Genomic DNA, 23,373 nt, shown 5'->3' with positions numbered 1-23,373 from the left:
CTCGGTTCTGGGTAGCCCTGCTGGTACCTGCCTGGAGAGGCCTTGCTTGGGGCCTCGAAGCAGCGCTCGGAGCTGGTGTTCTGGATAGGTCGCAACTACCTGCTCCGAAAGGTGTTTCCATGTCCAAGCCCCTCACCGGTCGCGTCGCAGTCATCACTGGTGCTTCCAGCGGTATCGGCGAAGCCGCGGCCGAGCATCTGGCCGGCCTCGGCGCTCGCGTCGCCGTACTCGCCCGTCGTGCCGATCGGTTGAGCGATCTGGTCGCGCGGATCGAAAAAGACGGCGGTACGGCGCTCGCCATCGCCGCTGACGTCACCGACGTCGCCGCCGTACGGGCAGCCGCCGATCAGGTGGCGGCCGAGTTCGGTGGCACCGACCTGGTCCTGAACAACGCGGGAGTGATGCTGCCGGCACCGATCGACGAGGTCGCCACCGACCAGTGGCAGCAGCAGATCGACGTCAACATCACCGGTCTGATGAACGTCATCGGCGCCTTCGTCCCGCAGCTGGTCCAAGCGGGCGCGGAGCGCGGCGTGGCCGACCTGATCAACACCTCGTCGATCGGCGCCCAGAACCCCTACCCGAACTTCGCTGTCTACTGCGCGACCAAGTCGTACGTCACCCAACTCTCCAAGCAACTACGCGCTGACCTGGGCCCGAAGAACGTCCGCGTCTCAGCCGTAGAACCCGGCTTCACCACCACCGAACTCCAGACCCACGTCACCGACCCCACCATCTCCACCTGGCTGGAAACCGCCAAAACCCAACTCGAATGGCTAACCCCATCCGACATAGCCACCACCGTCGCCTTCATCGCCTCCCTCCCGCCGCACGTGAACATCCAACAACTAACCATCATGCCCACAGGCCAGACCAGCTGACCCGAACCAGGCCCGCCAGCCAACCCTGGCGGGCCAGGAAGCAGGGATTCAGGCTGAGGTGGTTGCTTTAGGCAACTGGTGGTGGGAGAGGCGGTGGGTTAGGTGGTAGGCGGCCAGGCGGGCGCAAGCCGCGTCTATGGCGGCTCGTTGGGTGGTGTAGGAGCCGTGCCAGTAGGGGGCGTCGGGCTGGGGGTTCAGCTCGTCGTCGAGGTCGGCGTACCAGTTGGTGCCGGTGCGGAAGATGCGTGCGTGGAGGTGGAGTTCCGTGTCCAGGTCGCTCATCGCCAGCCATCCCGAGGGGTGAGGATTACCGTGCGTGTTCACTTTCATGATGGAACTGCACCGGCTGGGAATGGTGGTGCGACACGCGGTGGGTCAGACGACGAGGACGGTGAGGCGTTGGGCGCTGTTGTTGGCGAAGCCGCCGCGGTTCCAGGGGGCCTCGATGGGTTGGACGCGGCCGCTTTCGTCGGTGGCACGGACGGTGAGGACGTGTTCGCCGGGGGTGGCGTCCCAGTCGTACTCGAAGGCGCGCCAGGCGAGGTCGTTGCTGCGGGCATCGAGTATTGCCTCGGACCAGGAGACGCCGGCGTCGACGGAGACCTCGACGCGTTCGATCGGGGCCCAGCCGGACCAGGCGCGGCCGCTCAGGACCACCGGGCCGGCGGGGACGATGCGGTGCCGGGACATGAAGTCGGGGGAGCCGGGTGGGATCAACAAGGCGCGGGGCTCGATCCGGGTGACGCCGACGCCGACCTCGTGAGCTTCCTGACGGATGCGATAGGCGACCGCGTTCTGGAAGCCGGTGAACTCGTGGTCGATGACCTCGATCGAGCGCAACCACTTCACACTCGCCATCCCGTACCAGCCCGGTACGACGAGGCGTAGCGGATACCCGTGTTGCGGCGGCAAGGGATGCCCGTTCATCTCCCAGGCAACCAATGCGCCGGAGTCGAGAGCCTCCCGAACCGACAAGCCACGCTGGTAGTCCTGCTCGACCCCACGCTCGAAACCATGGTCGGCACCGGTGAAGACGACGTCGATCGCATCCTTCCGGAGCCCCGCAGCGCGAAGGAGAGAAGCCAGCGGTACGCCGGTCCACTCGGCCGTCCCGACTGCCTCGACCAGCCACGGCTGGCTGATCGGCCGCGGATTCAGCCCGGCCCGCCCGTTGCCGGCGCACTCCAGCGTCACCCGGACGGTCTCCCGCCCCATCGCCCGCAACGCGGTCATCCCGAAAGACAACGGTTGCTCCACGCAACCAGTCACGTCTAGTTGCCAGGTCGACGCGTTGGCAGCAGGAATGTCGTAGTGCACCAGGACGTAGTGCAGCCCAGGCGGTGTCAGGTCGTACCGCAACGCCTCCAGCGGAATCCCATGATTCCGCGCAGCAAGTTGCAGCTCGTCACCGGTGATCCCCTCCCCGGTATCCGCCAGCCGACTCTTCGTACTGAAGTTCTCGATACTCATGAATCCCCCTGCCGAACAGCCTAGGACAAACCAGCCCGACGCAACACAGCCAGCACGTCAGAGCCAGCCGTTGTCGATGGCTATGCGGACTGCTTCCGCGCGGGTTCGGGCGCCGGTCTTGCCGATGGCGGCGGAGAGGTGATTGCGGACCGTGCCTTCGGAGAGGTGGAGTTCGCGGGCGATGTCCGCGACGGTGCCGCCTTCCCGGGCGGACCGTAGTACGTCGGATTCCCGGGCGGTCAAAGGACTCGTCCCGGCGACGAGGGTTTCAGCAGCCAGTGATGGGTCGACTACGCGCAAGCCTTGATGCACCCGGCGTACGGCGTCGGCGAGCTGCGCGGCGGGGGTGTCCTTGACGACGAACCCCGCAGCCCCGGCCTCCATCGCGCGCCGCAGGTACCCAGGCCGGCCGAAGGTGGTCACCATGAGGACGCGGACCGACGGGGCGGCCGTGCGAAGAGCGGAGGCAGCCTCGATCCCGTCCAGCCCCGGCATCTCGACGTCCAGCAGCGCCACGTCGGGCTTGGCAGCCAGTACGGCGTCGACGACCTCGTCGCCCCGGCCGACCTCGGACACCACCTCGAGGTCGGGTTCCAGATCCAGCAGCGCGGCAAGGGCGCCCCGGACCAATGCCTGGTCGTCGGCGATCAACAGTCGGATGCTCACGAGGCAACTCTGACAGCCAGCCGGAATCCGCCGCCCGGCGCCTGCCCCACCTGGACCGATGCGCCGACCTTGTCGGCCCGTTCCCGCAGCCCGACCAGCCCATGCCCGGTCGAATCCCCGCTGGGCGCAGGCCCCTTCCCGTCGTCGACGACCTCGACCGACGAGGCTCCGAGCCGGATCGTGCACTTCTTCGCGCCCGAATGCCGTACGACGTTCGTCACGCCCTCCCGCACCACCCACGCGAACAACTCCCGGTTCTGCTCCGGCACCTCGTCGACCACCGTCGGCAGGTCGGCCTTCACCTCAGCCGCCTGTAACGCCGCCCGCGCGGCCACCAGTTCGCCGGCCAGACTCAACTCGCGATACCCGGCAACAGCAGCCCGTACGTCGGCCAGCGCCGCGCGCGCCAGGTGCTCCACGTCAGCCACCTCGGCCGCGGCTCGCGCCGGGTTGGCCTCCATCAACCGCCCGGCCAGCTCCGCCTTCACCGTGATGACGGTGAGCGAATGCCCGAGAATGTCATGCAGATCCCGCGCGAACCGGTTCCGCTCCTCCTGGACGGCGAGTTCGGCGAACTCCTTGCGGGCTACGGTCAGCTCGATGCTGCGCATCATCGCCCGGCGGATGCCGAAGACCGCGAGCCCGCCGAGCACGATCGAAAGGCTGTAGCTGCCGTCGTCGTGCCACCCCGGAATGCTGTGCAGTGCGATCTCGGCGACGGACAACAGGGTCGCCCCGAGTATCACCCCGGCGCTCAGCGGCAGCACCATCATGCCCATGGCCTCGACGAAGACCAGCGAGGTCAGCGCCGTCACGCCGGCCGCCGGAAGCATCAGCGCGGCGAAGGCGAGCAGCGTGGCGATGAACCCGAGCCGCAGACCGATCGGTGACTCTACCCGGGCCATGTTCCTGGCTCGGGCGTACCAGAAGAACGCCATGTAGGCGATCGCGAACCCAAAGATGCCGACCAGCCCGAGCGCCCGCTCGGCCATGTCGTCGTGCCCGAGGATCACCTGCAGCGGCTTGTTCAGGAAGAACAGCCACACCCCGGCCAGCAGCCAGCCCAGGCCGGGCCGCCGGCGCACGCTGTCGATCGCAGCGCCGGCCACCTGGTACTCGCCCTGATTCTCGGGCTGCTGCTGGGAACTCACAGGATCAACCTATCTTCAGGCCCGCGCGGTGTCGGCGCGGTAGCGGCGGAGCGCGATGAAGCCGAGGACGACCGTCCAGCCGAGCACCACCAGGACCGCATGGGTGTCCAGCCCGCTCTGCGACAAAGCGCTGCGGGAGCTCTGACCGGTCCAGTACGCCGGTGTCAGCTGGGCGATGTGCTTCATCAGCGAAGGCATCGAGTCGACCGGCAGCCAGAGACCGCCGAAGGCCGCGATCAGCATGGTGCTCAGACCGGTGATCGGCTGCACGCTGTCCGGCTTGGCGACGTACCCGATGACCAGGCCGATCGCCGCAAACGGCAGCGCACCCAGCCAGGAGACCAGCGCGACGGAGACCCACTGGCCGACGCTCAGGTGCACATCGCCGACCGTCATGCCGAAGACGAAGACGACCACCAGCGGCGGGATCGCGAGCAGCAGCGACAGGATCACCTTGGAGATCACGTAGGCCTGCGGCTTCAGCGGGGTCAGCCGCAGGGTGCGGTTCCAGCCGCCGTCGCGTTCGGCGGCGATGATGCCACCGCTGCTCATCGCGGCCGACATCGAACCGAAGATGGCCATACTCACCATCACGTAGGCGATCGCGGAGATCCCGTCCTGGTTGGCGTCCTTGGGGATCGTCAGGCCGAAGATGGCGAACAGCACGAGCGGCATCAGCACGGCGAAGATCACCACTCGCCGGTTGCGCAGCGTCCGCCGCAGGTCGAACTTCAGGTAGTCGAGGTTCATGCCAGGCTCTCCTCTTCGGCGGCGCTGATCGCCAGTACGGCGTCCTCGAGGTCGGCCGAGGTCACCTCGATGTCGTGGGCAGGGGTGTTGTTCAGCAGGTAGCGCAGGGTGTCGTCGGAGTCCGCGCACTGCAGCAGGACCACCTCGCCGCGCGTTTCGACATTCCGTACGCCGGGCAGCGCGGCGAGTGCGGCCAGGTCGGCCCCGGGCACGGTCGCCCGGATGGTGCGGCCGGAGACGGTCGCCTTGATCTGCGCGGCGGTGCCGTCGGCCACCACTTTGCCGTTGCGCATCAGCACCACGCGGTCGGCGTACGCGTCGGCCTCTTCCAGGTAGTGCGTCGCGAACAGGACCGTCCGGCCGCGCGCGGTCTCGGCGTGCATGGAGGCCCAGAAGTCACGGCGGGACTCGACGTCCATGCCGGTGGTGGGCTCGTCCAGCACGATCAGGTCGGGCTGCGGGATGATCGCCATCGCGAACCGGACCCGCTGCTTCTGGCCGCCGGACAGGCCCTTCATGATGCGGCCCTTCAGGTCGGCGATGCCGGCCCGCTCGAGCGCCTCGGCGACCGGCATCGGGTCCTTGTGCAACCCGGCGACCAGGTTCAGCAGCTCGCCGACCTTCGCGTCCTCGATGATGCCGCCGCTCTGCAGCATCACGCCGACCTGGCTCGCCGCGATCGCCTCGGCCGGCGTCGCGCCGTACACCTGCACGCTGCCCTGGTCCGGGCGGACCAGGCCGAGCAGCATCTCGATGGTGGTGGACTTGCCGGCGCCGTTCGGGCCGAGCATCGCGACCACTTCGCCCGACCGGATCGTGAGGTCCACCCCGGCCACGGCCTGCACACTGCCGTACCTCTTGGTCACACCGCTGAGGGTGACCGCAGTCGTTGTCGTCATACCCAGAATCCTGCTGCCAGCCGGCGCAGCGCTCCTGGTTCGACCGTCACGACCCACCCATGACATCCGTCAGCCGGTGTTCAGGGTCGTCGGTCAGGGTCCTTCCTGAGGGGTAAACGAGACTCCCCCGCGGCGTGGGCTGTGGGGGAGCTCGGCACTACGTAGTACGGGTCAGGCTGGGAGGGTCCATTGCTGGTTGGCGCTGGCTGCGCAGGTCCAGATCTGGAGGCGGGTGCCGTCGGCGGAGGACTGGCCGGTGGCGTCCAGGCATTTGCCGGAGCTGGGGTTGCGCAGGTTGCCGTTCGACTGCGCCTGCCAGGACTGGGCGCCGGTCCCGTTGCAGTCGTAGAGCTGGACGACGGTGCCGTTCGCAGTACCGGCGGCGCTGATGTCCATGCACTTGCCGAGGGCCCGGATCGTGCCGTCCGATCCGACCGTCCAGGTCTGTGCGATGCTGCTGTTGCAGGTCCACAGCTGGACCGCGGTGCCGTTCGCACTGTTGCCACCGGCAACATCGATGCACTTGCCGGCGATCCCCGTGATCGGTCCGGTCTTACCGGTCGGCGGCGTGCCGGTGCCACCCGCGGCATCGAAGATCGCGCTCACCAGCGACGTCGCGCCGGTGGTGTCCTGGGACAGCTCCCAGTTCATGATGCCGCCGCCGTTCGCGACCGCCCACTGGGTCTTCCGCTTGATCGTCGGGATGCCGTTGTAGCACTGCTGCGCGCCGTTGGCCTGGACGCAGTCGACGTTCGCGTTGTTCGGGTTCATCGCGACGATCTGTGCGTAGGTCAGGTAACCGGGACGGCTGTAGAACGGCACGCCGAGCACGGTCTTGGCCTTGGGAAGACCGCGGTTCTTCCAGAAGTTGGCCGCGGCGATCGACCAGTCGTAGTTGGCGTGCGGGCTGCCGCCGTCGTACGCCATGATGTTCAGCCAGTCGACGTAGCCGAAGACAGCAGGCTGTACGCCGTTCGCCGTGTCGCCCTCGGAGACGACAGCCGCGGTGAGCAGCTTGCCGTTGGCGTGCAGGGTGTTGCTCAGCTGCTGCATCAAGGCGGTGTAGTTGTTGCCGGAGGTGCCCGGGTCCGGGTACTCCCAGTCGATGTCGGCGCCGTCCAGGCCGTACTGGTTGATGACACCCATCACGGCGTTGACGAACGTGGTGCGGGAACCGGAGTTGCCCGCGAGCGCTTCGAACGCGGAGTCGTTGCCGTCGTTCCAGCCACCGATCGACAGGGAGACCTTGACTCCGTTGGAGTGCGCGGCGCTGACCAGCGACGAGAGTTTCCCGCCGTCCGGAACGCCTTGCAGGCTGCCGTTGGAGTTCGGCAGCACGAACGCGTAGTTGATGTGGGTGAGCTTGCTGTACTGGACGGCGTTGACGCTGCCGGACCACGACGGCATGTAGCCGACGCTCTTGAAGCCGGCCGGGAGAGCGGCGGCCGCGGCTGGTGCCGCTGCTTGCTGGGGAGCCGTGGTGGAGGCGTCGGCTGGGGCGAAGGTCGCCGTCAGGCCGGCCAGGCTGGCCGCTGCGACGGCAGCGACGGCCCAGCGGGATTTGAGGATCGCGAAACTTCTCATGGGGGCGGTGGTCCTTTCGGGGGGCGGTAAACGAAAGGTGAGATACAAAAGGATCTGATTGAAATCAGGAGGGGGCTAGTCAACCTCGGATCTCTTCGCGTCGTCAAGGCATCAGCGCGGGTGAGAATGCGCTTTCCGCAGGGTGAGACCCGATGACTCCTGGTTCCGTCAGGTGGACTCAACTCGGCCCGCTGGGTTCAGATGTCTGGGGCCTCGGAGGCTGACGTGCGGGTGATCGCGATCGAGGCGGCGACGACGCAGGCCATCCCGGCGAGCTGGATCACCGCGAGGCGCTGGCTCAGGATCAGGAATCCGGCGGTGGCGCCGACGGCCGGTTCGAGGCTCATCAGGATGCCGAACACGGCCGGCTTCATCCTGCGGAGCGCGAGCGTCTCGAGCGAGTAGGGGAGGACCGACGAGAGCACGGCGATCGCGAGTCCGGTCAGGACGACATGCGGATGGAAGATCTCGCGGCCGGCGGTGGCGATGCCGATCGGCGCGGTGACGATCGTGCTGACCACGATCGCGAGGGCCAGTCCGTCGAGTTGCGCGAACCGTCGTCCGGTCTCGGCGCTCAGCAGGATGTAGCCGGCCCAGAACACCCCCGCCAGTCCGGCGAACCCGACGCCGAGCCAGTCGACGGCGTGGAGTTCGTTGCCGTTGACAAGCACGACGCCCAGCGCGGCACCGGCGACCGCGATCAGGTCCCGGCGCTTCCTGCTCATCGCCGCGGCCAGCCCGAGCGGCCCGATGAATTCGATCGTCACGGCGACGCCGAGCGGGAGCCGTTCGAGGGATAGGTAGAAGCTCAGGTTCATCAACCCGAGCACGATGCCGAAGGCAACTACCGCCAGGAAGTCGCGGCGCGTGCGGTTCCGCAGTCGCGGGCGCGCGATCAGCAGCAGGATCGGCACCGCGAGCGCCAGCCGGAGTGAAACGGTGCCGACCGCACCCATCCGCTCGATCAACCGAGCCGCCAACGCCCCACCGAACTGGACAGACACCACCCCGCCCAGCACCATCACCGTCGGCGGAACCCGCAAAGAACGCACAACCCAGATCACACCACGCCAGTACGCCGTACGCCGCGCCGCCCACCTTCTGGGATCTGGGTCGGGTCGAGCGCGGGTGGCCGGTCGTCGGTCGAGCCGGGTCGCCGGGTGTCGTCGTACCGGCTGGTGCCGTCAGCTCGCCGGGAGGTGGCGGGTGATGATCTCGAGGAGGGCTGCGTGGGTCTCGGTGTCGGCGGCGGCGATGACGCCGTTGCCGGAGTGCAGGGGGTTTCCGCGGAGATCGGTGACGATGCAGCCGGCCGCTTGGCAGAGGGCCAGGCCGGCCGTGAAGTGCACGCTGTCGCGAAGGTTCCCATCGGTCACGTACGCCGTACGCCGACCCGCGGCGACCCAGGCGACCGCCAGCGTCGTCGACAGCACCCGCTGTGCGAAGGTCTTCCGGAAGACCTCGTCGGTCAACAGCCGCGACCCGAGAAACCCACCGTCGCTGATCGGATCCAAGTTGACGTCCACCAGCCTCGACTCGGCCGACGGATGCAGCGGAAGATCCGCACCGTGATGTTGCGTGGGGAGGTCGGCACCGTGATGTTGCGCGGGGGCGTCTGCGCCGTGATGCCGGACCCAGGCGGCCTGTCCGTCGGTCCAGAAGATCTCGCCGGACGACGGATCCGCGACTGCGGCGACGGCCGTCTCGCCGTCGACCTGAAGCGCCACGTTCACCGAGAAGAGCGGCGTACGAGCTGCGAAGTTGAGCGTTCCGCACAAGGGATCCACCAACCACCGCCGCGTCGATTCACCGCGAGCCCCGTACTCCTCACCAACAAACGCATCCCCCGGCCGCGCCCCCTCGATCACCCCAAGAATCGCCCGCTCCGCCGCCAGATCCGCATCCGTCGCAAAATCCGTCCCCACCTTCCCGTGCCGCACCACGGCAGTCCCATACATCTCCCGCACGACCGCAGCCCCAGCCTCCACCGCCGCAACCGCCAGCCCGACATCATCCAGTCGCTCACCCATACCCCCAATCCAACACTCGCCCGGGTCCACGCCATCCTCGGCCAAAGAGGCGGCATCGCCCCTCTTGTCAGGGTTCGCCCCCTGCTATGGGAGGGGGCGAACCCCCAACAGGAGAGGTGAGCGCGCGGAGAGGGAGGGGACCCACCGGAGTGAAGTGGCGTACCGACGGACATGAGGTGGTCGGTGCTGGGAGGTCTGGTTCACGCTCAGCTCCGCCGAGGTGGGGGTGTTGCCGGCGGACGTGTCCTGTCGGTCGGTACGGCGACTCGATCTCGCCATGCGCGGATCGTTCCAGGTCCCGGTCGGATCGGACCCCCGGCGATGGGACGTCCTTGCAGCACGGCATTCGTCAAAGAGGCGGCATCGCCGCTCGTGTCGGGGTTCGCCCCCTGCTATGGGAGCGAGGTGAGCATCACGAGGAGAGGTGAGCACACGGATCGGGCCGGGCGTGGGCGTGCGGGCTGCGGCGTGCTGACTTGCGGGTGTGCGGGGGTTAGGCGCGCAGGGTGTTGAGGCCTTGCCAGAGGAAGGTCATGAGGGTGGTGGCGGTGGTGGTGGGGGAGGGGGGTGAAGGGTGTTTGGTGCGCCAGATGGCTAGGCGTTCGGTGGCGCCGGAGATGGACTGGGCGACGATCTGGATCTCGTCGTCGGTGAAGGTGTGTTCGGTGGGGAGGTTGAAGCGGACCATCGTGGCGATGAGTTCGACGAAGTCGGCGCGGACCTCGTCGGCGGCCTGGGCGGCGGGGCCGGCGGCGAGCATGCCTTCGTCCACCAGGACCGACCAGGCGCGCGGGTGGTCGTCGAGGAAGCTGAACCACTCGACGAACCCGGCGAACATCGCCTGCTCGGCATCGGGGGCCGCGAGCACCGCTTCCGACACGGCGTCCAGGAGCTGGGCGCGGAGGCGCGACAGGCAGGCGAGAAAGAGGCCGTCCTTCGACCCGTAGTACTGGTAGATCAGCGGTTTGGAGACGCCGACCTCGGCGGCGATCTCGTCCATCGACGTGCCCTGGTAGCCGCGTTCGCCGAAAATCCGCTCGGCCGCGTCCAAGATCTCCCGCTCCCGCGCCGCACGATCCCGCCGCCGCTTCACCGGTACTACGGGCGCAGGCGGAGCCGGTACTGCGCGCGCCGGCTCCCCTCCGGACGAGGGCTGCCCGGCGATGTCCGGTCCTGCATCGCCAGTGGTCGAGGTCACTTGCGAAGTCTAACTGACTCCGGGTAACTTACTGCGAGTAAGTTCGCTCGCTCCCAGGCCTCGGAGGCACCCCATGCATCACCGGATCGTCGTAGTGGGCACCGGGTTCGCCGGGATCGGCATGGCGGTGCGGCTGAAGCAGGCCGGGTACGACGACTTCGTCGTACTGGAGCGGGCCAAGGATGTCGGCGGCACCTGGCGCGACAACACGTACCCGGGCTGCCGTTGTGACGTCCCGAGTCACCTCTATTCGTTCTCCTTCGCGCCGAATCCGGACTGGTCCTCGACCTTCTCGCCGCAACCCGAGATCGAGGCGTACCTGCAGAAGGTCACCGACGGGTTCGCGGTCCGCCCGCACATCCGCTTCGACCACGCGGTCCAGGACGCGCATTGGGAAGACGGCCACTGGCGGATCCATACCAACCAGGGCGACCTGACCGCCGACCTCCTGCTGTCCGGAATGGGCCCGCTCGCCGAGCCGTCGTACCCGAAGCTCAAGGGCATCGAGAACTTCGAGGGCGAGGTCTTCCACTCGGCCCAGTGGAATCATGATCTCGACCTGGGTGGGCGCAAGGTCGCCGTGATCGGCACCGGTGCGTCGGCGATCCAGTTCGTGCCGGCGATCCAGCCCGAGGTCGAGGAACTGCACCTGTTCCAGCGCACCCCGCCGTGGGTGATGCCGCGGCCGGACCGCAAGATCACCAGCGTCGAGAAGCGCATCTACAAGGCGTTTCCGCTGGTACAGAAGGCCGTTCGGGCCGGCATCTACTGGTCCCGCGAGTCGCTCGTCCTCGGCTTCGCCAAGCTGCCCGCGATGATGAAACAAGGCCAGAAGATCGCCGAACGGCACCTGGCCCAGCAGATCCGCGACCCCGAGCTGCGTGCCAAGCTCACCCCTGACTTCACCCTCGGCTGCAAGCGCGTGCTGATCTCCGACGACTACTACCCGGCCCTCGCGCAGCCGAACGTCGACGTGGTCACCGAGGCGATCCACGAGGTCACGCCGACCGGGATCGTCACCGAGGACGGCGTGAAGCACGAGGTCGACACGATCATCTACGGCACCGGATTCCGGGTCACCGATCTGCCGGTGATGGACATGCTGCACGGCCGCGACGGGCTGACCCTGCGCGAAGCCTGGCAGGACGGCATGGAGGCCCACCTCGGTACTGCGGTCAGCGGCTTCCCCAACTTCTTCCTGCTGATCGGGCCCAATACCGGGCTCGGGCACAGCTCGATGGTGTTCATGATCGAGTCGCAGATCGCCTACATCCTGGACGTGATCCGGACGATGGACGCCGAAGGGATCAAGGAGGTCGAGGTCCGCCCGGAGGTGCAGCGCGCGTTCGTCGACGGCGTCCGCTCCTCGATGCGGAACACGATCTGGACCCGCGGCGGCTGCACCAGCTGGTACCTCGACTCCGAGGGCCGCAACACCACCCTCTGGCCGTCCTTCACCTTCCGGTTCCGGCAGCTGACCCGGCACTTCGACCAGAGCGAGTACCGGACTCTACCTATGTGACATCATGCGTGTTACATTCGATCGGTCACATACCTGATCGAAGGGTGCGCCGATGATCGCGCTGCACGGCATCGGCGGCCGGGGCGATCTCCCGGTCCCGTTGTGGCTGGCCGTCTACTCGGCCGGCGCAGCTGTCGCGGTCTCCTTCTTCGCGCTCGCCGCGTTCTGGTCCCGCCCGCGCTTCGAGCGATCAGCCGGTACGACGCTCGCCCGGCTGACCGTCGTCGCCGACAGCCGGCCGGTCAGGTGGTTGCTCAAGGCAATCGGTCTGGCGGCGTTCGTCCTGCTCCTCGGATCCGCCTGGTTCGGCAGCAGCGAGCCGTCGCGGAACCCGGCCCCGACCTGGCTCTACGTCTGGATCTGGGTCGGCATCATCCCGCTCTCGCTGCTGCTCGGCCCGATCTGGCGACTCGCGAACCCGTTCCGCACGATCGCAGCCGCGGTCCCGCGTACGGCGTACCGGCAGCTCCCACGAGGCATCGCCTACTGGCCGGCTGTTGGCGGACTCGCTGTCTTCCTCTGGCTCGAGCTGGTCTATCCCGACGGCTCGGAGCCGTTGACCGTCGCGCTGGCTGTGACGGTCTACTCAGTGGTGAATGTTGCCGCAGGCATCGTTTTCGGTCCGCGCTGGTTCGCGATCGGCGACAGCTTCGAGGTGTATGCCGAACTGCTCGCCAAGCTGAGCCCCTTCGGCCGCAACGATCAACACCAGCTCGTACTGCGTAACCCACTCGCCGGGCTAGCGACGATCCCGCAGGAGAAGGGCGTCGTCGCACTCCTCTGCCTGCTCCTCGGCTCCACCGCCTTCGACGGCATCAGCAGGTGGTCCGCCTGGACGAACCAAACCGGTCAACTCACCCATGCAGGCCACCTCATCGTCTCCACACTCGGCCTCATGACCTCGGTCGCCTTGGTCTCCGCACTCTTCCTTCTCGCGGCACGCTCAACCGGTACGACGAACGTCCGGCCGGGCGCCGTCGGCACTGCGGGACTACCGGGTGCGTTCGTGCACTCGCTGGTCCCGATCGCGATCGGGTACGCCGTGGCGCACTACTTCTCCTTCGCCTTGTTCCAAGGTCAGGAAGGCTTCCTGCTCGCCTCGGATCCGTTCGGGCGCGGCTGGAATCTGCTCGGGGTTGACGGCAAGGGAATCGACTATGCGTTTCTCGGAACCGGTCTGATCGCCTCCGTGCAGATCGGCGCGATCGTGCTCGGCCACGTACTCGGGGTGGTGGCCGCCCACGATCGCGCCGCTCATCTTTTCCGGCGCCGTCAGTTGCGGCGAGCGCAGTACCCGTTGCTGGCGGCAATGGTCGCCTTCACGGCCGGTGGAATCGCCTTGGTGACGGCGTCATGATCACGTTGCACCTGGGCGGCATCCCGGAGATGGCGATGTTTCTCGGCCCGATCCTGCTGATCATCGCGTTCATCCGGATCGCCCGCCGCCACGACGCTACGGCGGTGGACGACGAGGACGACTGGGACGCCGACCTCGGCGATCTTCCTTCAACTAGGGAGCCCAAGAGCGTTGAGCAACATCGGCAGTGAGTCGTGAAGTTCGCGCTGCCAGTACGCCCAGCCGTGGGTTCCTGGACCGTAGAAGTCGGTCGTCAAGCGGCGTGCGCCGACCTGGTGCAGGGCGTTGGCCAGCGCGTGGTTCTGGCGGTTGAAGTCTGCCTCCAGGGCATCGGTCTTGCCTGGCGGGTCGAACGGTCCGGCGGTGCCGTCGCCGCAGGACAGGTAGACAGGCAGGGTCCTGAGTCGCTTGGCCAGGTAGTACGGGTCGTGCGCTGCCCAGATGCTGCGTTGCGCGACCGGGTCGCCCCAGACGCGTAGCGGGTCGTTGCCCTGGCCGGCGAAGAAGCCCATGATTCGGCGCACCGACTCGTCGTTCAGCAGGGGATGAGCTGAGCCGGAGTACGAGGCGACCGCTCGGAACATGCCGGGGTGGCGAGCGGCGTACAGGAGTGAGCCCTGGCCGCCCATGGAGAGGCCTGCGACGACGCGGTTCGAGCCGGCTCCCCAACCGCGCTCGAGGAGTTGCCGTAGTTCGACGGTGTGGAAGGTCTCCCAAGCTGGGTCGCCGCCGGCGCCGTAGTTCCACCAGTCGCTGTACCAGCCGTTCCAGCCGGCCTCCGGCATCACCACCAGCACCTTGCGGAGACTGTCGATCGTCGCGATGTCGGTCCCGGACCAGGACGTGTAGTCGCCACAACACCCATGCAGCAACCAGAAAGTCGGCCAGTGCTGTCGGCGGTCGGTGGGATTCCAGCCATCAGGTGTCAGTAGTCGCACTTTGACTGTCCGGCCCCCGAGCGCCTCGGATCGCACCGAGAGGTCCACCAGCCGATCGGCCACCTGCGTGACGCCGACAACCTCGGCGCCCACGGTCTGAAGCCGTGCCGGTCCAGCCTGCACCGGCGCTGCGGGGGAGGCCAGTCCGGCTTCGGCCGCGGTGGCGGGAGCGAGTGGCCACAACGTGAGGAGGGCTAGCAGGGAGGTGATGACCGAGGATCGTTTGAGTGAGTTGGGCACCGTGAACACCTCTCGGGGCGGGCGACAAGGGTTGGCTCCGAGTATTCCAGGACGCTCAGCGTGCGGCACGCCACGCTGAGTTCCATGGGATTGTCTATATAGAGCGCCTATACTTGCGGTGTGGCTGATCACGGCTTCCTGTTGGGCGAGACCCTGTTCGGGCTGGCCGCTGTGGCGATCCGGCGGCGCGACCGAGGGCTCGGGCTGACGGCCGCCTCCACGCTGGTGACGCTCGAGCGCACCGGTCCGCGGCGGCTGACGGATCTGGCGGTCAGCGAGGAAGTCACCCAGCCGTCGATGACGGTGCTGGTCACTCAGCTGGAAGGACTCGGCCTGGCCGAGCGCCGCCGCGACCCCGCCGACGCGCGGGTCGTGCTGGTCGCCATCACCGAGGCCGGCCGCGAACGCCTGCGCGAGTTGCGCAGGGTCGGCGCCGAGGCGCTGGCGGAATTGATCGGCAAGCTCGACGAGCCGGAGGCTCGAGCACTCGACGCGGCGCTGCCGGCCTTGCTCCGGCTCAACGAACTCGCGGCGGAAATTCAGGACAGCCAGAGCGGCTGACCATTAATGAGGTGATCGTATGGACAGCGACCCCGCTGTGGAGCGGACCCCGAGTCCGGTCGAGCCTGTCAGTCAGGCGCCGGTCTACGTGGTCGGAGTCGACGGTTCGTCGACCAGTTGGGACGCCTTCGCCTGGGCCGCCGGCGCGGCCGGGCGCTCTTTCGGCAAGCTCGTCGTGGTTTACGTGATGCCGTTCGTCAGCCCGGTGGTCGCGTACGGCGTACCGTACGACTACGCCGGTGCCGAGACCATCCGGGAAGATGCGGCCGCGGAGATCAAGCGTGAGGCGGAGCGCCGCGCACTGGAGATCGGCGTCACGATGAGTTTCGTCAGCACCTACGGTGATGCGCGGAAGACGCTGCCCGAGGTCGCGCGAGCTGTGCATGCGACCGTGATCGTCGTTGGCAAATCGACCAAGCTCTGGCACTACTTCACCGGCTCACTCGGCCATCGCCTCACCTGCCGCAAAGACGCACCAGTCGTAGTAGTCGTCCCCTAGCCGGTGGAAGGTAGTGCGTCGGGGCCGAGGCCGAGTTCTTCGTAGGCGACGGCCTCGATCTCGCGGCCCATCGCCTCGCGGAAGGAGGCGACGAGGGCCTGGCCGGCCAGCGGGATGATGTTCTCCAGCGTGCGCTGGATCTCCGGCCAGCCGTCGGCCGGCAGCCCGGCGTCGGCGAACTGACGCCAGACCGTACTGCGGAACAGCTCGACATAGACCTTCGCGACCGCGTCCGCGTGCTCGAACAGCTTGGGCAGCATCTCGAAGATCGCTTCCAGCGGTACACCGAGCTTGATCACCTCCAGGCCGGTCCGGAGCAGGTCCGGGTTCGGGATCCGAAGCAGGCCGTCGTCCTGGCGCTCGGCGATTCCGAGTTCGATCAGCCGGGCGATGGTGTCCGGGTCGTGCGGGATGCCGGCCCGGTCGGCGAGCTGCTGCTCGGTGATCACCTCGGGCTCGGTCGGCGTCCACGGGCTGACCAGGGTCTCGAAGACACCGAGCGCGAGCGCGCCATCGGGGAGTTCGCTCATCATCCGCTCGACCGCGGCCAGGGTGTAGCCCTTGTCGAGCAGTTCGCGGACCAGCGTGAGCCTCGCCACGTGGTCGGCGCCGTAGTACCCGGTCCGGCCGGCCAGCCGGGGCGGCGGGATCAGCCCGCGGCCGGCGTACGCGCGGACGTTCCGCACCGTCATGCCCACCTTCGCGGCGAGCTGATCGACCGTGAACTCTTCGGTGGCCGGATCGGCCGGCGTCTGTGCTCCCACCCTTGACAGTCTTCCAGACTCCACGTTACATAGCTTATGTAACATCACGCGTGGCGCATGTTCGATGTCTCGCTCGACCCAGCCGATGTCTTCGCTCGAACCCAGGGAGTCCCGCATGACCGTCCCGCTGGCGGCCTCGACCGGAACCGCGACGTTCGGCCAGATCGCGATCGTCACCGGCCTGGTCGCGCTGATGTACCTCGCACTCGCCGTCCTGCTGTGGCGCGAACGCACCGGCCGGGTGACGCTGGTAGGGCGTCTCGCAGACACCATCGGGAGACTGCACGGAGTCCCCCGATGGGCCGCGCTGACGCCGTACCTGCACGTCGTCTCGCTGCTCGCCTGCGCCTTCGGCGTCTGGTGGGACATCGCCATCCACATCGACAAGGGCCGCGACGCCGGTCCGTTCGGTACGGCGGCGCACTACCCGATCTTCTTCGGCATCCTCGGCGTGATCGTCACCGGGGTGCTGCCGATCGCGCTCGCCCGCAAGCCGCTGCCGGCCCGGACCATCAAACTGACCAAGGGCTGGCGGATTCCGTGTAGCGCTGCGCTGGTCACGGTCTGCGGAACCTTTGCTCTGGTCGGCTTCCCGCTGGACGACATGTGGCACCGGTTGTTCGGCGAGGACGTCACGCTCTGGGGGCCGACCCACCTCTTGATGATCGGCGGCGTGGTCTTCTCGATCTTCGCCCGGCTGCTCGCGTCCGCGGAGGTCGAGCAGTTGGTCGGTCTCAACATTCGCCGGCGGTTCCAGGAGATCGCGGCGGTCGGTGCTTTGCTGATCGCCTGGGATCTGTTCAGCACCGAGTTCAACTACGGCGTACCGCAGTTCCCGCTGATCCTGCAGCCGATCCTGATCGTCTTCGGCTCGGCCATGGCGTTCACCCTTCTGCGAGCTCGGCGCGGGCCCGGTACGACCTTCGCCGCGCTCGCTGTCTATCTGGTCGTGCGGGGCGGCATCGCGTGGGCGGTGGCCGAGCCGCTCGGTCAGATCGTCGGGCATTTCCCGTTGCTGATCGTCGAGGCGTTGCTGGTCGAGGGTGTTGCCTTTGCCCTCGGCAACAAAAATCGCTTCCGGCTCGGTGCTGTGGCCGGCGCGTTGATCGGCACGGTCGGCGTACTGGCCGAGTTCTGGTGGAGCAGCGTCTGGATGCCGATCCAGTGGCCGGCCTCGATGATCCCGCCGGCGCTCGGCTTCGGCGTCGCCACCGGGATCGGCGCCGGTCTCCTGGGAGCCTGGCTCGCCACCCGGTACGCCGAGGTGGCCGGCGAGGTTCGCCCGGTTCCTTCGGTACGGCGTACGCATCAACTCGGTGCGGTCGGGCTGGTCGTGGTCGTCGCGGCCCTGTTCTTCTGCGTACCGCGGTCGGCCGACCCAGGGGTGAGTGCGACGGTTTCGCTCGACCGGGTGGCGACCGGGGCCGAACCCAGGGCGTACGTGACGGTGCGGTTGGATCCGGCCGATGCGGCGGACGGGGCGCGCTGGTTCCAGGCGCTGGCCTGGCAGGGTGGTGGGTCGATGACGCGCCCGATGGTGAAGGTTGCTGATGGCACCTATCGGTCGACGGAACCGCTGCCGATGTACGGCAAGTGGAAGTCGATGGTGCGGCTGCATCGAGGACCGCGCGACATGGTGGCGATGTGGGTCTACGCGCCGGAGGATCTGAAGATCGAGAAGCCTGCCGTGCAGGTGTCGAACGGGCAGCGGGTCGAGTTCATCGGCGAGCAGCAGGTGCTGCGGCGCGAGGAGCGGACCGACGTACCGCGGTGGATGTGGAACGGTGGGTACGCGCTGCTCGCGGTGGTCGGGGCGATGGAGATTCTCGGGATCGCTTGGCTGGTTGGGCGTGGAGCGCGCGGTGGACGGCTGCGGGCGGCGCATCTGGAGGCTCGTAAGGTGGTTGTGCGATGACTCTTCAAGCTGAGAGGACCGGGGTGATCACGCCTGACGGGGTGCGGTTGCATGTGGAGACGACTGGTTCGGATTCTGCGCCCGTGACTGTGTTGTTGGTGCATGGGTGGACGTGTTCGACGCGGAGCTGGCATCACCAGTTGAGTGGGCTGCCGCAGGTGTTGGGGTCGTCGGGCGTGCGGGTGGTCGCTTATGACCATCGCGGGCATGGTCGGTCCGAGGCGGCACCGGTGGGGACGACGCGGATCTCGCAGTTGGCGGACGACCTCGCGTTCGTGCTGGACACGGTCGTCGGCGACGGGCCGGTGGTCTATGCCGGCCACTCGATGGGCGGCATGACGCTGATGGCGCTCGCCGACCAACGCCCCGAGTTGTTCGGCTCCCGCATCAAGGCCGCCGCGTTGGTGAGCACCTCCTCCGGCCAGATCTCGTCCCGAGCCTTCGGCCTACCCGCTCGCTTCGACGGCGCCGCTGCAGTCGTTGCGCCGCGAGCGATGAACCTGGCAGGCGAGCGGATGGAGAGGCGCGCCATCCGGCGTACGGGCTCGCGGGTCGCGGGCGACGCGGAGACACGGCAGCGCGCAGTACTGGCTGCGTTGCGGGAGCTGGGGCCGGCGTTGCGGCGGCCTGCTGTGCGGCGGATGGTGTTCGGGAAGAAGGTGGATCCGGCTGAGGTGGACATTCTGATGGCGGATCTGGCGGTGACGCCGGGGCGTTCGCTCAGTGGGTTCTTCGAGGCGATCACCCAGCACGACCTCGGCCATGCGCTGAACGTGCTCGACGGGATCCCGGTCGAGATCATGCACGGCACCCGCGACCGCCTCCTGCCACCGCGCCACGCGAACCGGATGGCGCAGCTGCTCCCGAGCGCCCGCCTCTGGATGTACCCCGGCGCCGACCACATGCTCATGCAAGAACGCCCCCGCGACGTAACCCACCGCCTGGCCTCCCTCGCCCGCAAAGCATCTGCCTAGAAGACTTGTGGTGCGCGCCACGCCTGGTTCCGAGGGGAGCACCTAGGGTGGCTGGGTGCGGAATCTTCTGTCGGATCTGGTGGTTGTCGATCTCACTCGGGCGTTGGCGGGGCCGCAGGCGGCGATGATGTTGGGGGATCTCGGGGCGCGGGTGATCAAGGTCGAGACGCCGGCCGGGGGTGACGACAGCCGGGGGTGGGGGCCGCCGTTCGTGGGGGAGGAGTCGACGTACTTTCTGTCGGCCAACCGGAACAAGGAGTCGGTGACGGCTGATCTGAAGTCGGCCGAGGGGAAAGAGTTTCTGACGAAGCTGGTGCGGCGGGCCGATGTGCTGGTGGAGAATTTCCGGCCGGGGGTGCTGGATCGGCTCGGGTTCTCGAACGAGCGGTTGCACGAGTTGAATCCGGCGTTGGTGATCTTGTCGATCACCGGGTTCGGGCATGACGGGCCGGAGGGTGGGCGAGCCGGGTACGACCAGATCGCGCAGGGTGAGGGCGGTCTGATGAGCGTGACCGGAGAGGTGGAGCCGACGAAGGTCGGGGTGCCGATCGCAGATCTGCTGGCTGGGATGTACGGCGCTTACGGGGCATTGGCGGCGTTGCACGAGCGTTCGGTGACGGGCAAAGGGCGTGTGGTGCGGACGAGTCTGCTGGCGGCCGTTGTGGGGGTGCACGCGTTCCACGGGACGAAGTGGACGGTCGCGGGCGAATTGCCGGAGCGGGTGGGGAATCACCATGCACAGATCGCGCCGTACGGGATGTATCGCACCAGGGACGACATCGTGCAGGTGGCGGTCGGTAGCGAGGGGCAATGGCGGACGTTCGCGCCGGTCGTCGGGCTCGACGCGACCGATCCGCGGTTCACGACCAATTCGCAGCGGGTGGCGCATCGCGATGAGTTGACGGCGGCGATCGAGGCCGCGTTCGCCGCCGAGTCGGCTGATGTGTGGCTGCAGCGGCTTGCGGCGGTCGGGATTCCGGCGGGGAAGGTGCGCGACTTCCAGCAGGTGTACGAGTGGGAACAGACGCGCTCACAAGGTCTGCTGATCGACGTCGACCATCCCGCTCTCGGCCCCATCCAGCTCCCCGGCCCACCGCTGCGCTTCGACGACAACCCGTACGCCGGCGCCCGCGAAACCAACCTCCCCCCACCGCGCCTGGGCGAACACAACGCCACCGTCCGAGCCTGGCTGGAAGAGGACGTCTGACCTTTTCGACCCTGGTTGAACAGGTGTCGGCGTGCGCTCAGGCGACTTAGGGTCGGCGGGGCAGGCGGTTGGCTGGTCTCGATCCGGGGGCGGGCCGGTGTCAGGGGTTGACGGGTCGCGGAGCACAGGTCTAGCGTCCGGGAAATCGATTACTCGCCCGATCGCGGAGGTGTCATGGCCGAGGTCGCCGCCCTGGTCCGGATGTCGCGGATCGGCAAGCGGTACGGCGGCGTGCACGCCTGCCGGGAGATCGACTTCGGCCTGGGCGCGGGGGAGGTGCACGCGCTGCTCGGCGAGAACGGCGCCGGCAAGTCCACGCTGATGAAGATCCTGTCCGGCGACGTCACCGACTACGACGGCCGGATCGAGATCAACGGCAACCCGGTCACCTTCTCCGGCCCGACCGACGCGCAGGCCGCCGGGATCGCGATGATCCACCAGGAACTCGACCTGGTCCCGGGCCTGTCCGTCGCCGACAACATCTTCCTCGGCCGCGAACTCCGCACCCGCTGGCGCACCGTCGACCGCCGCCGGATGGAACGCGAGGCGCGCGTCCTGCTCGAACGCAGCGGCGTGAACCTCGACCCCCGCCGCCCGGTCGGCGAACTCCGGGTCGGCGAGCAGCAGCTGGTCACCATCGCGAAGGCGATCTCGCTCGACGCCCGGGTACTGATCATGGACGAGCCGACCTCCGCTCTCACCAGTACCGAGGTCGAGCGCCTCTTCGAAGTGATCCGCGAACTCCGCCTCGGCGGCGTCGGCATCGTCTACATCTCGCACCGGATGGAGGAGATCGCCCAGGTCGCCGACCGCGCGACCGTCCTGCGGAACGGCGAGTTCGTCACCAGCTTCGACCCCCGCAAGCTCTCGACCGCCGAGGTCGTCGAGGCGATGGTCGGCCGCCCGGTGCAGACGATGTTCAGCACCCCCGACACCGCCACCGGTGACGAACTCCTCCGGGTCGAGAACCTGGCGATCAAGCCACGCCGCCCCCGACCCGGCCGCCGTGACCCGGCCGGCATTTCGCTGACCGTCCGGGCCGGCGAGATCGTCGGCCTCGGCGGTCTGCTCGGCGCGGGTCGCACCGAACTCCTGGAGACCCTGTACGGCGTGGCGCCCGGCGGCCTGGTCGAAGGCCGGATCGTCCTGCAGGGCAAGGAGATCCGGCCGCGAAGCCCACGGCAGGCGCTGCGGCAGGGGATCGGGTTCGTGCCGGAGGATCGGCGGGTATCAGGGCTCGTGCTCTTCCACTCGATCCTGGCCAACACCGTCGTGTCCAGCCTCCCGGCGTACGGGCGGTTGGGGGTGATCGCGCGGCGGATGGAGCGGGCCGCGTCGATCAAGATGGCCGACCGGTTGCGGCTGAAGTTCGGGCGGCTGCAGGACCAGGTCGGCACGCTGTCCGGTGGGAACCAGCAAAAGGTCGTGTTCGGGCGGATGCTGCTCACGTCGCCGAAGTTGTTGTTGCTCGACGAGCCGACGCGGGGTGTCGACGTCGGTGCGAAGGCGGAGATCTACCGGCTGCTCGGCGAGCTGGCCGGCCAGGGCATCGGCGTACTGCTCGCGTCGTCGGAGCTGCCGGAGCTGGTCGGCGTCTGCGACCGGGTCGTCGTACTGCGCGACGGGCGCGACGTGGCGACGTTCAGTACGGCGAACTCGAGTGAGGGCGAGTTGCTCGCTGCCGCGATGGGAGACCGTGCCGTGTTCGAAGAGGTCGGAGGACCGCAGTGACCGACGTACAAGACCGAACAGCACCCACTGCTGTGGAGCAGGCTTCCGGGGGAGTGGTCGCGACACTGTTCAGGTTCCAGAGTGTGTTCGGGCTGCTCGCCGTGTTCGTTGCCGCGATCATCTTCTCGCCGCGACGCAACGGGGAGATCCTGTTCGTCAGCGCGGACAATCTGGCGAACGTGGTCCGGGCGGTGTCCGAGATCGGCATCATCGCGGTCGGGATGACGTTCGTGATCCTGATCGGCGGGATCGACCTGTCGGTCGGTGCGGTGCTCGGGCTGGCCGCGGTCGGGTCGGCGGTGCTGATGGTCGAGAGCGACTGGGGATTCCTGCCGTCGGTCGTCCTGGTGCTGCTGATCGGGCTCGTTTTCGGTGCCCTGCAGGGGATCGCGACGGCGATGATCGGCATCCAGTCGTTCATCGTGACGCTGGCCGGGTTGCAGATCGCCCGTGGGCTGGCCCGGATCTGGTCCGACGGCCAGGGCGTGGCGATTGCCTATGGCAACGGCCCGCACGAGGCGCCGGACTCCTTCGCTCTGCTTGGTGAGCGGACCTTCGGCGGGCTGGTGCCGATCCCGGTACTGATCTTCGCGGTGGTCGCTGTCGCGGCCGTGGTGTTCCTGCGGGTCAGTGCGTTCTCGCGGCATCTGTACGCCGTGGGTGGCAACGAGAAGGCGGCCCGGCTGTCCGGCGTACCGGTGGTTCGGGTGAAGGTCGCGGTGTTCGCGATCTGTGGGCTGCTTGCCGCGCTGGCCGGGATCGTTCATGCCGTCCAGCTCAACCAGGGCAGCCCGAACGACGGGCAGGGGTACGAGCTGGACGCGATCGCCGCGGTGGTGATCGGTGGCACCAGCCTGGCCGGCGGGCGTGGCTCGGTCGCCGGGACCGTCGCGGGCGCGCTGCTGCTCGGCGTACTGAACAACATCCTTGCCCTGAACAACATCGACTCCAACATCCAGCTGTTGATCAAGGGACTCGTGATCGTCGCGGCGGCCGCGCTGCAACGACTCCGCCCCGCTTCCTGAGAAAGGCCTGT

General features: G+C 67.9%; 23 protein-coding genes. 11 read left to right on the top strand and 12 right to left on the bottom strand.

Annotated elements, in window-relative coordinates; translation table 11 throughout:
* Positions 1 to 119 precede the first annotated feature (119 nt).
* Complete coding sequence (locus ABZ004_RS17480) at positions 120 to 881, top strand: SDR family oxidoreductase (RefSeq protein WP_355680889.1); 762 nt, start codon at positions 120 to 122, stop codon at positions 879 to 881.
* A gap of 48 nt (positions 882 to 929) precedes the next feature.
* Here ABZ004_RS17480 and ABZ004_RS17475 read toward each other — a convergent pair whose 3' ends face one another.
* The 10 genes from ABZ004_RS17475 to ABZ004_RS17430 form a co-directional block, all read right to left on the bottom strand.
* On the bottom strand, positions 930 to 1,163 hold the full coding sequence (locus ABZ004_RS17475; RefSeq protein ID WP_355680888.1) for a hypothetical protein: 234 nt from the start codon (positions 1,161 to 1,163) through the stop codon (positions 930 to 932).
* Positions 1,164 to 1,256: 93 nt separating this feature from the next.
* Positions 1,257 to 2,351 (bottom strand): sulfite oxidase, encoded by a 1,095-nt coding sequence (locus ABZ004_RS17470; RefSeq protein ID WP_355680887.1) that lies wholly within the window; start codon positions 2,349 to 2,351, stop codon positions 1,257 to 1,259.
* A 57-nt stretch (positions 2,352 to 2,408) separates the two neighbouring features.
* Positions 2,409 to 3,017 carry a response regulator transcription factor gene (locus tag ABZ004_RS17465; RefSeq protein ID WP_355680886.1) on the bottom strand — a complete coding sequence of 203 codons (609 nt, stop codon included), beginning with the start codon at positions 3,015 to 3,017 and terminating at the stop codon, positions 2,409 to 2,411.
* A complete protein-coding gene (locus ABZ004_RS17460) occupies positions 3,014 to 4,168 on the bottom strand; it encodes a sensor histidine kinase (protein ID WP_355680885.1) in 1,155 nt (384 codons plus the stop codon). The genes ABZ004_RS17465 and ABZ004_RS17460 overlap by 4 nt, the downstream gene beginning before the upstream one ends.
* Before the next feature lie 15 nt (positions 4,169 to 4,183).
* Positions 4,184 to 4,918, bottom strand: coding sequence for an ABC transporter permease (locus ABZ004_RS17455; protein WP_355680884.1), 735 nt, complete (start codon positions 4,916 to 4,918; stop codon positions 4,184 to 4,186).
* Positions 4,915 to 5,817, bottom strand: coding sequence for an ABC transporter ATP-binding protein (locus ABZ004_RS17450; RefSeq protein ID WP_355680883.1), 903 nt, complete (start codon positions 5,815 to 5,817; stop codon positions 4,915 to 4,917). The genes ABZ004_RS17455 and ABZ004_RS17450 overlap by 4 nt, the downstream gene beginning before the upstream one ends.
* Positions 5,818 to 5,988: 171 nt before the next feature.
* Positions 5,989 to 7,401 (bottom strand): glycosyl hydrolase family 18 protein, encoded by a 1,413-nt coding sequence (locus ABZ004_RS17445; protein WP_355680882.1) that lies wholly within the window; start codon positions 7,399 to 7,401, stop codon positions 5,989 to 5,991.
* A gap of 197 nt (positions 7,402 to 7,598) precedes the next feature.
* Positions 7,599 to 8,453, bottom strand: a complete 855-nt coding sequence (locus ABZ004_RS17440) for an EamA family transporter (RefSeq protein ID WP_355680881.1) — start codon at positions 8,451 to 8,453, stop codon at positions 7,599 to 7,601.
* A gap of 132 nt (positions 8,454 to 8,585) precedes the next feature.
* Positions 8,586 to 9,431 carry an inositol monophosphatase family protein gene (locus ABZ004_RS17435; RefSeq protein WP_355680880.1) on the bottom strand — a complete coding sequence of 282 codons (846 nt, stop codon included), beginning with the start codon at positions 9,429 to 9,431 and terminating at the stop codon, positions 8,586 to 8,588.
* Positions 9,432 to 9,924: 493 nt separating this feature from the next.
* The gene (locus tag ABZ004_RS17430) at positions 9,925 to 10,629 is read right to left on the bottom strand and encodes a TetR/AcrR family transcriptional regulator (RefSeq protein ID WP_355680879.1); all 705 of its coding nucleotides are present in this window, start codon (positions 10,627 to 10,629) and stop codon (positions 9,925 to 9,927) included.
* 73 nt (positions 10,630 to 10,702) lie between these two features.
* Here ABZ004_RS17430 and ABZ004_RS17425 point away from each other — a divergent pair, with 73 nt between their 5' ends.
* Genes ABZ004_RS17425 through ABZ004_RS17415 form a run of 3 tightly spaced genes read left to right on the top strand, consistent with a single transcriptional unit; the run spans position 10,703 to position 13,699 of the window.
* Complete coding sequence (locus ABZ004_RS17425; protein ID WP_355680878.1) at positions 10,703 to 12,151, top strand: NAD(P)/FAD-dependent oxidoreductase; 1,449 nt, start codon at positions 10,703 to 10,705, stop codon at positions 12,149 to 12,151.
* Between the two features lie 52 nt (positions 12,152 to 12,203).
* The gene (locus ABZ004_RS17420; RefSeq protein WP_355680877.1) at positions 12,204 to 13,508 is read left to right on the top strand and encodes a hypothetical protein; all 1,305 of its coding nucleotides are present in this window, start codon (positions 12,204 to 12,206) and stop codon (positions 13,506 to 13,508) included.
* The gene (locus ABZ004_RS17415; RefSeq protein ID WP_355680876.1) at positions 13,505 to 13,699 is read left to right on the top strand and encodes a hypothetical protein; all 195 of its coding nucleotides are present in this window, start codon (positions 13,505 to 13,507) and stop codon (positions 13,697 to 13,699) included. Before ABZ004_RS17420 ends, ABZ004_RS17415 begins: the two co-directional genes overlap by 4 nt.
* Here the strand turns inward: ABZ004_RS17415 and ABZ004_RS17410 are convergent.
* Positions 13,658 to 14,686 (bottom strand): alpha/beta hydrolase family protein, encoded by a 1,029-nt coding sequence (locus ABZ004_RS17410; protein WP_355680875.1) that lies wholly within the window; start codon positions 14,684 to 14,686, stop codon positions 13,658 to 13,660. The genes ABZ004_RS17415 and ABZ004_RS17410 overlap by 42 nt on opposite strands.
* 120 nt (positions 14,687 to 14,806) lie before the next feature.
* Here ABZ004_RS17410 and ABZ004_RS17405 point away from each other — a divergent pair, with 120 nt between their 5' ends.
* Entirely contained in the window at positions 14,807 to 15,247 is a 441-nt protein-coding gene (locus tag ABZ004_RS17405; RefSeq protein WP_355680874.1) for a MarR family transcriptional regulator, read from the top strand.
* 19 nt (positions 15,248 to 15,266) lie between these two features.
* Positions 15,267 to 15,746, top strand: a complete 480-nt coding sequence (locus tag ABZ004_RS17400) for a universal stress protein (RefSeq protein ID WP_355680873.1) — start codon at positions 15,267 to 15,269, stop codon at positions 15,744 to 15,746.
* Here the strand turns inward: ABZ004_RS17400 and ABZ004_RS17395 are convergent.
* On the bottom strand, positions 15,743 to 16,510 hold the full coding sequence (locus ABZ004_RS17395; protein WP_355680872.1) for a MerR family transcriptional regulator: 768 nt from the start codon (positions 16,508 to 16,510) through the stop codon (positions 15,743 to 15,745). The genes ABZ004_RS17400 and ABZ004_RS17395 overlap by 4 nt on opposite strands.
* A gap of 115 nt (positions 16,511 to 16,625) precedes the next feature.
* Between ABZ004_RS17395 and ABZ004_RS17390 the strand changes: the two genes are divergently transcribed.
* The 5 genes from ABZ004_RS17390 to ABZ004_RS17370 all read left to right on the top strand — a co-directional run bounded on the left by ABZ004_RS17390 (position 16,626) and on the right by ABZ004_RS17370 (position 23,362).
* Positions 16,626 to 18,425, top strand: coding sequence for a hypothetical protein (locus ABZ004_RS17390; protein WP_355680871.1), 1,800 nt, complete (start codon positions 16,626 to 16,628; stop codon positions 18,423 to 18,425).
* Positions 18,422 to 19,399 (top strand): alpha/beta hydrolase, encoded by a 978-nt coding sequence (locus tag ABZ004_RS17385; protein ID WP_355680870.1) that lies wholly within the window; start codon positions 18,422 to 18,424, stop codon positions 19,397 to 19,399. Before ABZ004_RS17390 ends, ABZ004_RS17385 begins: the two co-directional genes overlap by 4 nt.
* Positions 19,400 to 19,454: 55 nt before the next feature.
* Positions 19,455 to 20,606 carry a CoA transferase gene (locus ABZ004_RS17380; protein WP_355680869.1) on the top strand — a complete coding sequence of 384 codons (1,152 nt, stop codon included), beginning with the start codon at positions 19,455 to 19,457 and terminating at the stop codon, positions 20,604 to 20,606.
* Positions 20,607 to 20,780: 174 nt separating this feature from the next.
* On the top strand, positions 20,781 to 22,337 hold the full coding sequence (locus tag ABZ004_RS17375; RefSeq protein ID WP_355680868.1) for a sugar ABC transporter ATP-binding protein: 1,557 nt from the start codon (positions 20,781 to 20,783) through the stop codon (positions 22,335 to 22,337).
* Positions 22,334 to 23,362, top strand: a complete 1,029-nt coding sequence (locus ABZ004_RS17370) for an ABC transporter permease (RefSeq protein WP_355680867.1) — start codon at positions 22,334 to 22,336, stop codon at positions 23,360 to 23,362. The genes ABZ004_RS17375 and ABZ004_RS17370 overlap by 4 nt, the downstream gene beginning before the upstream one ends.
* Positions 23,363 to 23,373 lie beyond the last annotated feature (11 nt).

This window comes from Kribbella sp. NPDC006257 (assembly GCF_040613535.1).
In the GTDB taxonomy this organism is placed as follows: Bacteria; Actinomycetota; Actinomycetes; order Propionibacteriales; family Kribbellaceae; genus Kribbella.
Note: the sequence above shows the minus strand (reverse complement) of the source record. Positions and strands in the feature narration are given on the sequence as shown.

What these genes read in the sequence shown, in the direction of transcription:
- ABZ004_RS17385 (WP_355680870.1), top strand. Translation starts at nt 18,422, where the DNA reads ATGACTCTTCAAGCTGAGAGGACCGGGGTGATCACGCCTGACGGGGTG.
- ABZ004_RS17375 (WP_355680868.1), top strand. Translation starts at nt 20,781, where the DNA reads ATGGCCGAGGTCGCCGCCCTGGTCCGGATGTCGCGGATCGGCAAGCGG.
- ABZ004_RS17445 (WP_355680882.1), bottom strand. Translation starts at nt 7,401, where the DNA reads ATGAGAAGTTTCGCGATCCTCAAATCCCGCTGGGCCGTCGCTGCCGTC.
- ABZ004_RS17415 (WP_355680876.1), top strand. Translation starts at nt 13,505, where the DNA reads ATGATCACGTTGCACCTGGGCGGCATCCCGGAGATGGCGATGTTTCTC.
- ABZ004_RS17420 (WP_355680877.1), top strand. Translation starts at nt 12,204, where the DNA reads ATGATCGCGCTGCACGGCATCGGCGGCCGGGGCGATCTCCCGGTCCCG.
- ABZ004_RS17400 (WP_355680873.1), top strand. Translation starts at nt 15,267, where the DNA reads ATGGACAGCGACCCCGCTGTGGAGCGGACCCCGAGTCCGGTCGAGCCT.
- ABZ004_RS17480 (WP_355680889.1), top strand. Translation starts at nt 120, where the DNA reads ATGTCCAAGCCCCTCACCGGTCGCGTCGCAGTCATCACTGGTGCTTCC.
- ABZ004_RS17425 (WP_355680878.1), top strand. Translation starts at nt 10,703, where the DNA reads ATGCATCACCGGATCGTCGTAGTGGGCACCGGGTTCGCCGGGATCGGC.
- ABZ004_RS17450 (WP_355680883.1), bottom strand. Translation starts at nt 5,817, where the DNA reads ATGACGACAACGACTGCGGTCACCCTCAGCGGTGTGACCAAGAGGTAC.
- ABZ004_RS17455 (WP_355680884.1), bottom strand. Translation starts at nt 4,918, where the DNA reads ATGAACCTCGACTACCTGAAGTTCGACCTGCGGCGGACGCTGCGCAAC.
- ABZ004_RS17435 (WP_355680880.1), bottom strand. Translation starts at nt 9,431, where the DNA reads ATGGGTGAGCGACTGGATGATGTCGGGCTGGCGGTTGCGGCGGTGGAG.
- ABZ004_RS17470 (WP_355680887.1), bottom strand. Translation starts at nt 2,351, where the DNA reads ATGAGTATCGAGAACTTCAGTACGAAGAGTCGGCTGGCGGATACCGGG.
- ABZ004_RS17475 (WP_355680888.1), bottom strand. Translation starts at nt 1,163, where the DNA reads ATGAGCGACCTGGACACGGAACTCCACCTCCACGCACGCATCTTCCGC.
- ABZ004_RS17390 (WP_355680871.1), top strand. Translation starts at nt 16,626, where the DNA reads ATGACCGTCCCGCTGGCGGCCTCGACCGGAACCGCGACGTTCGGCCAG.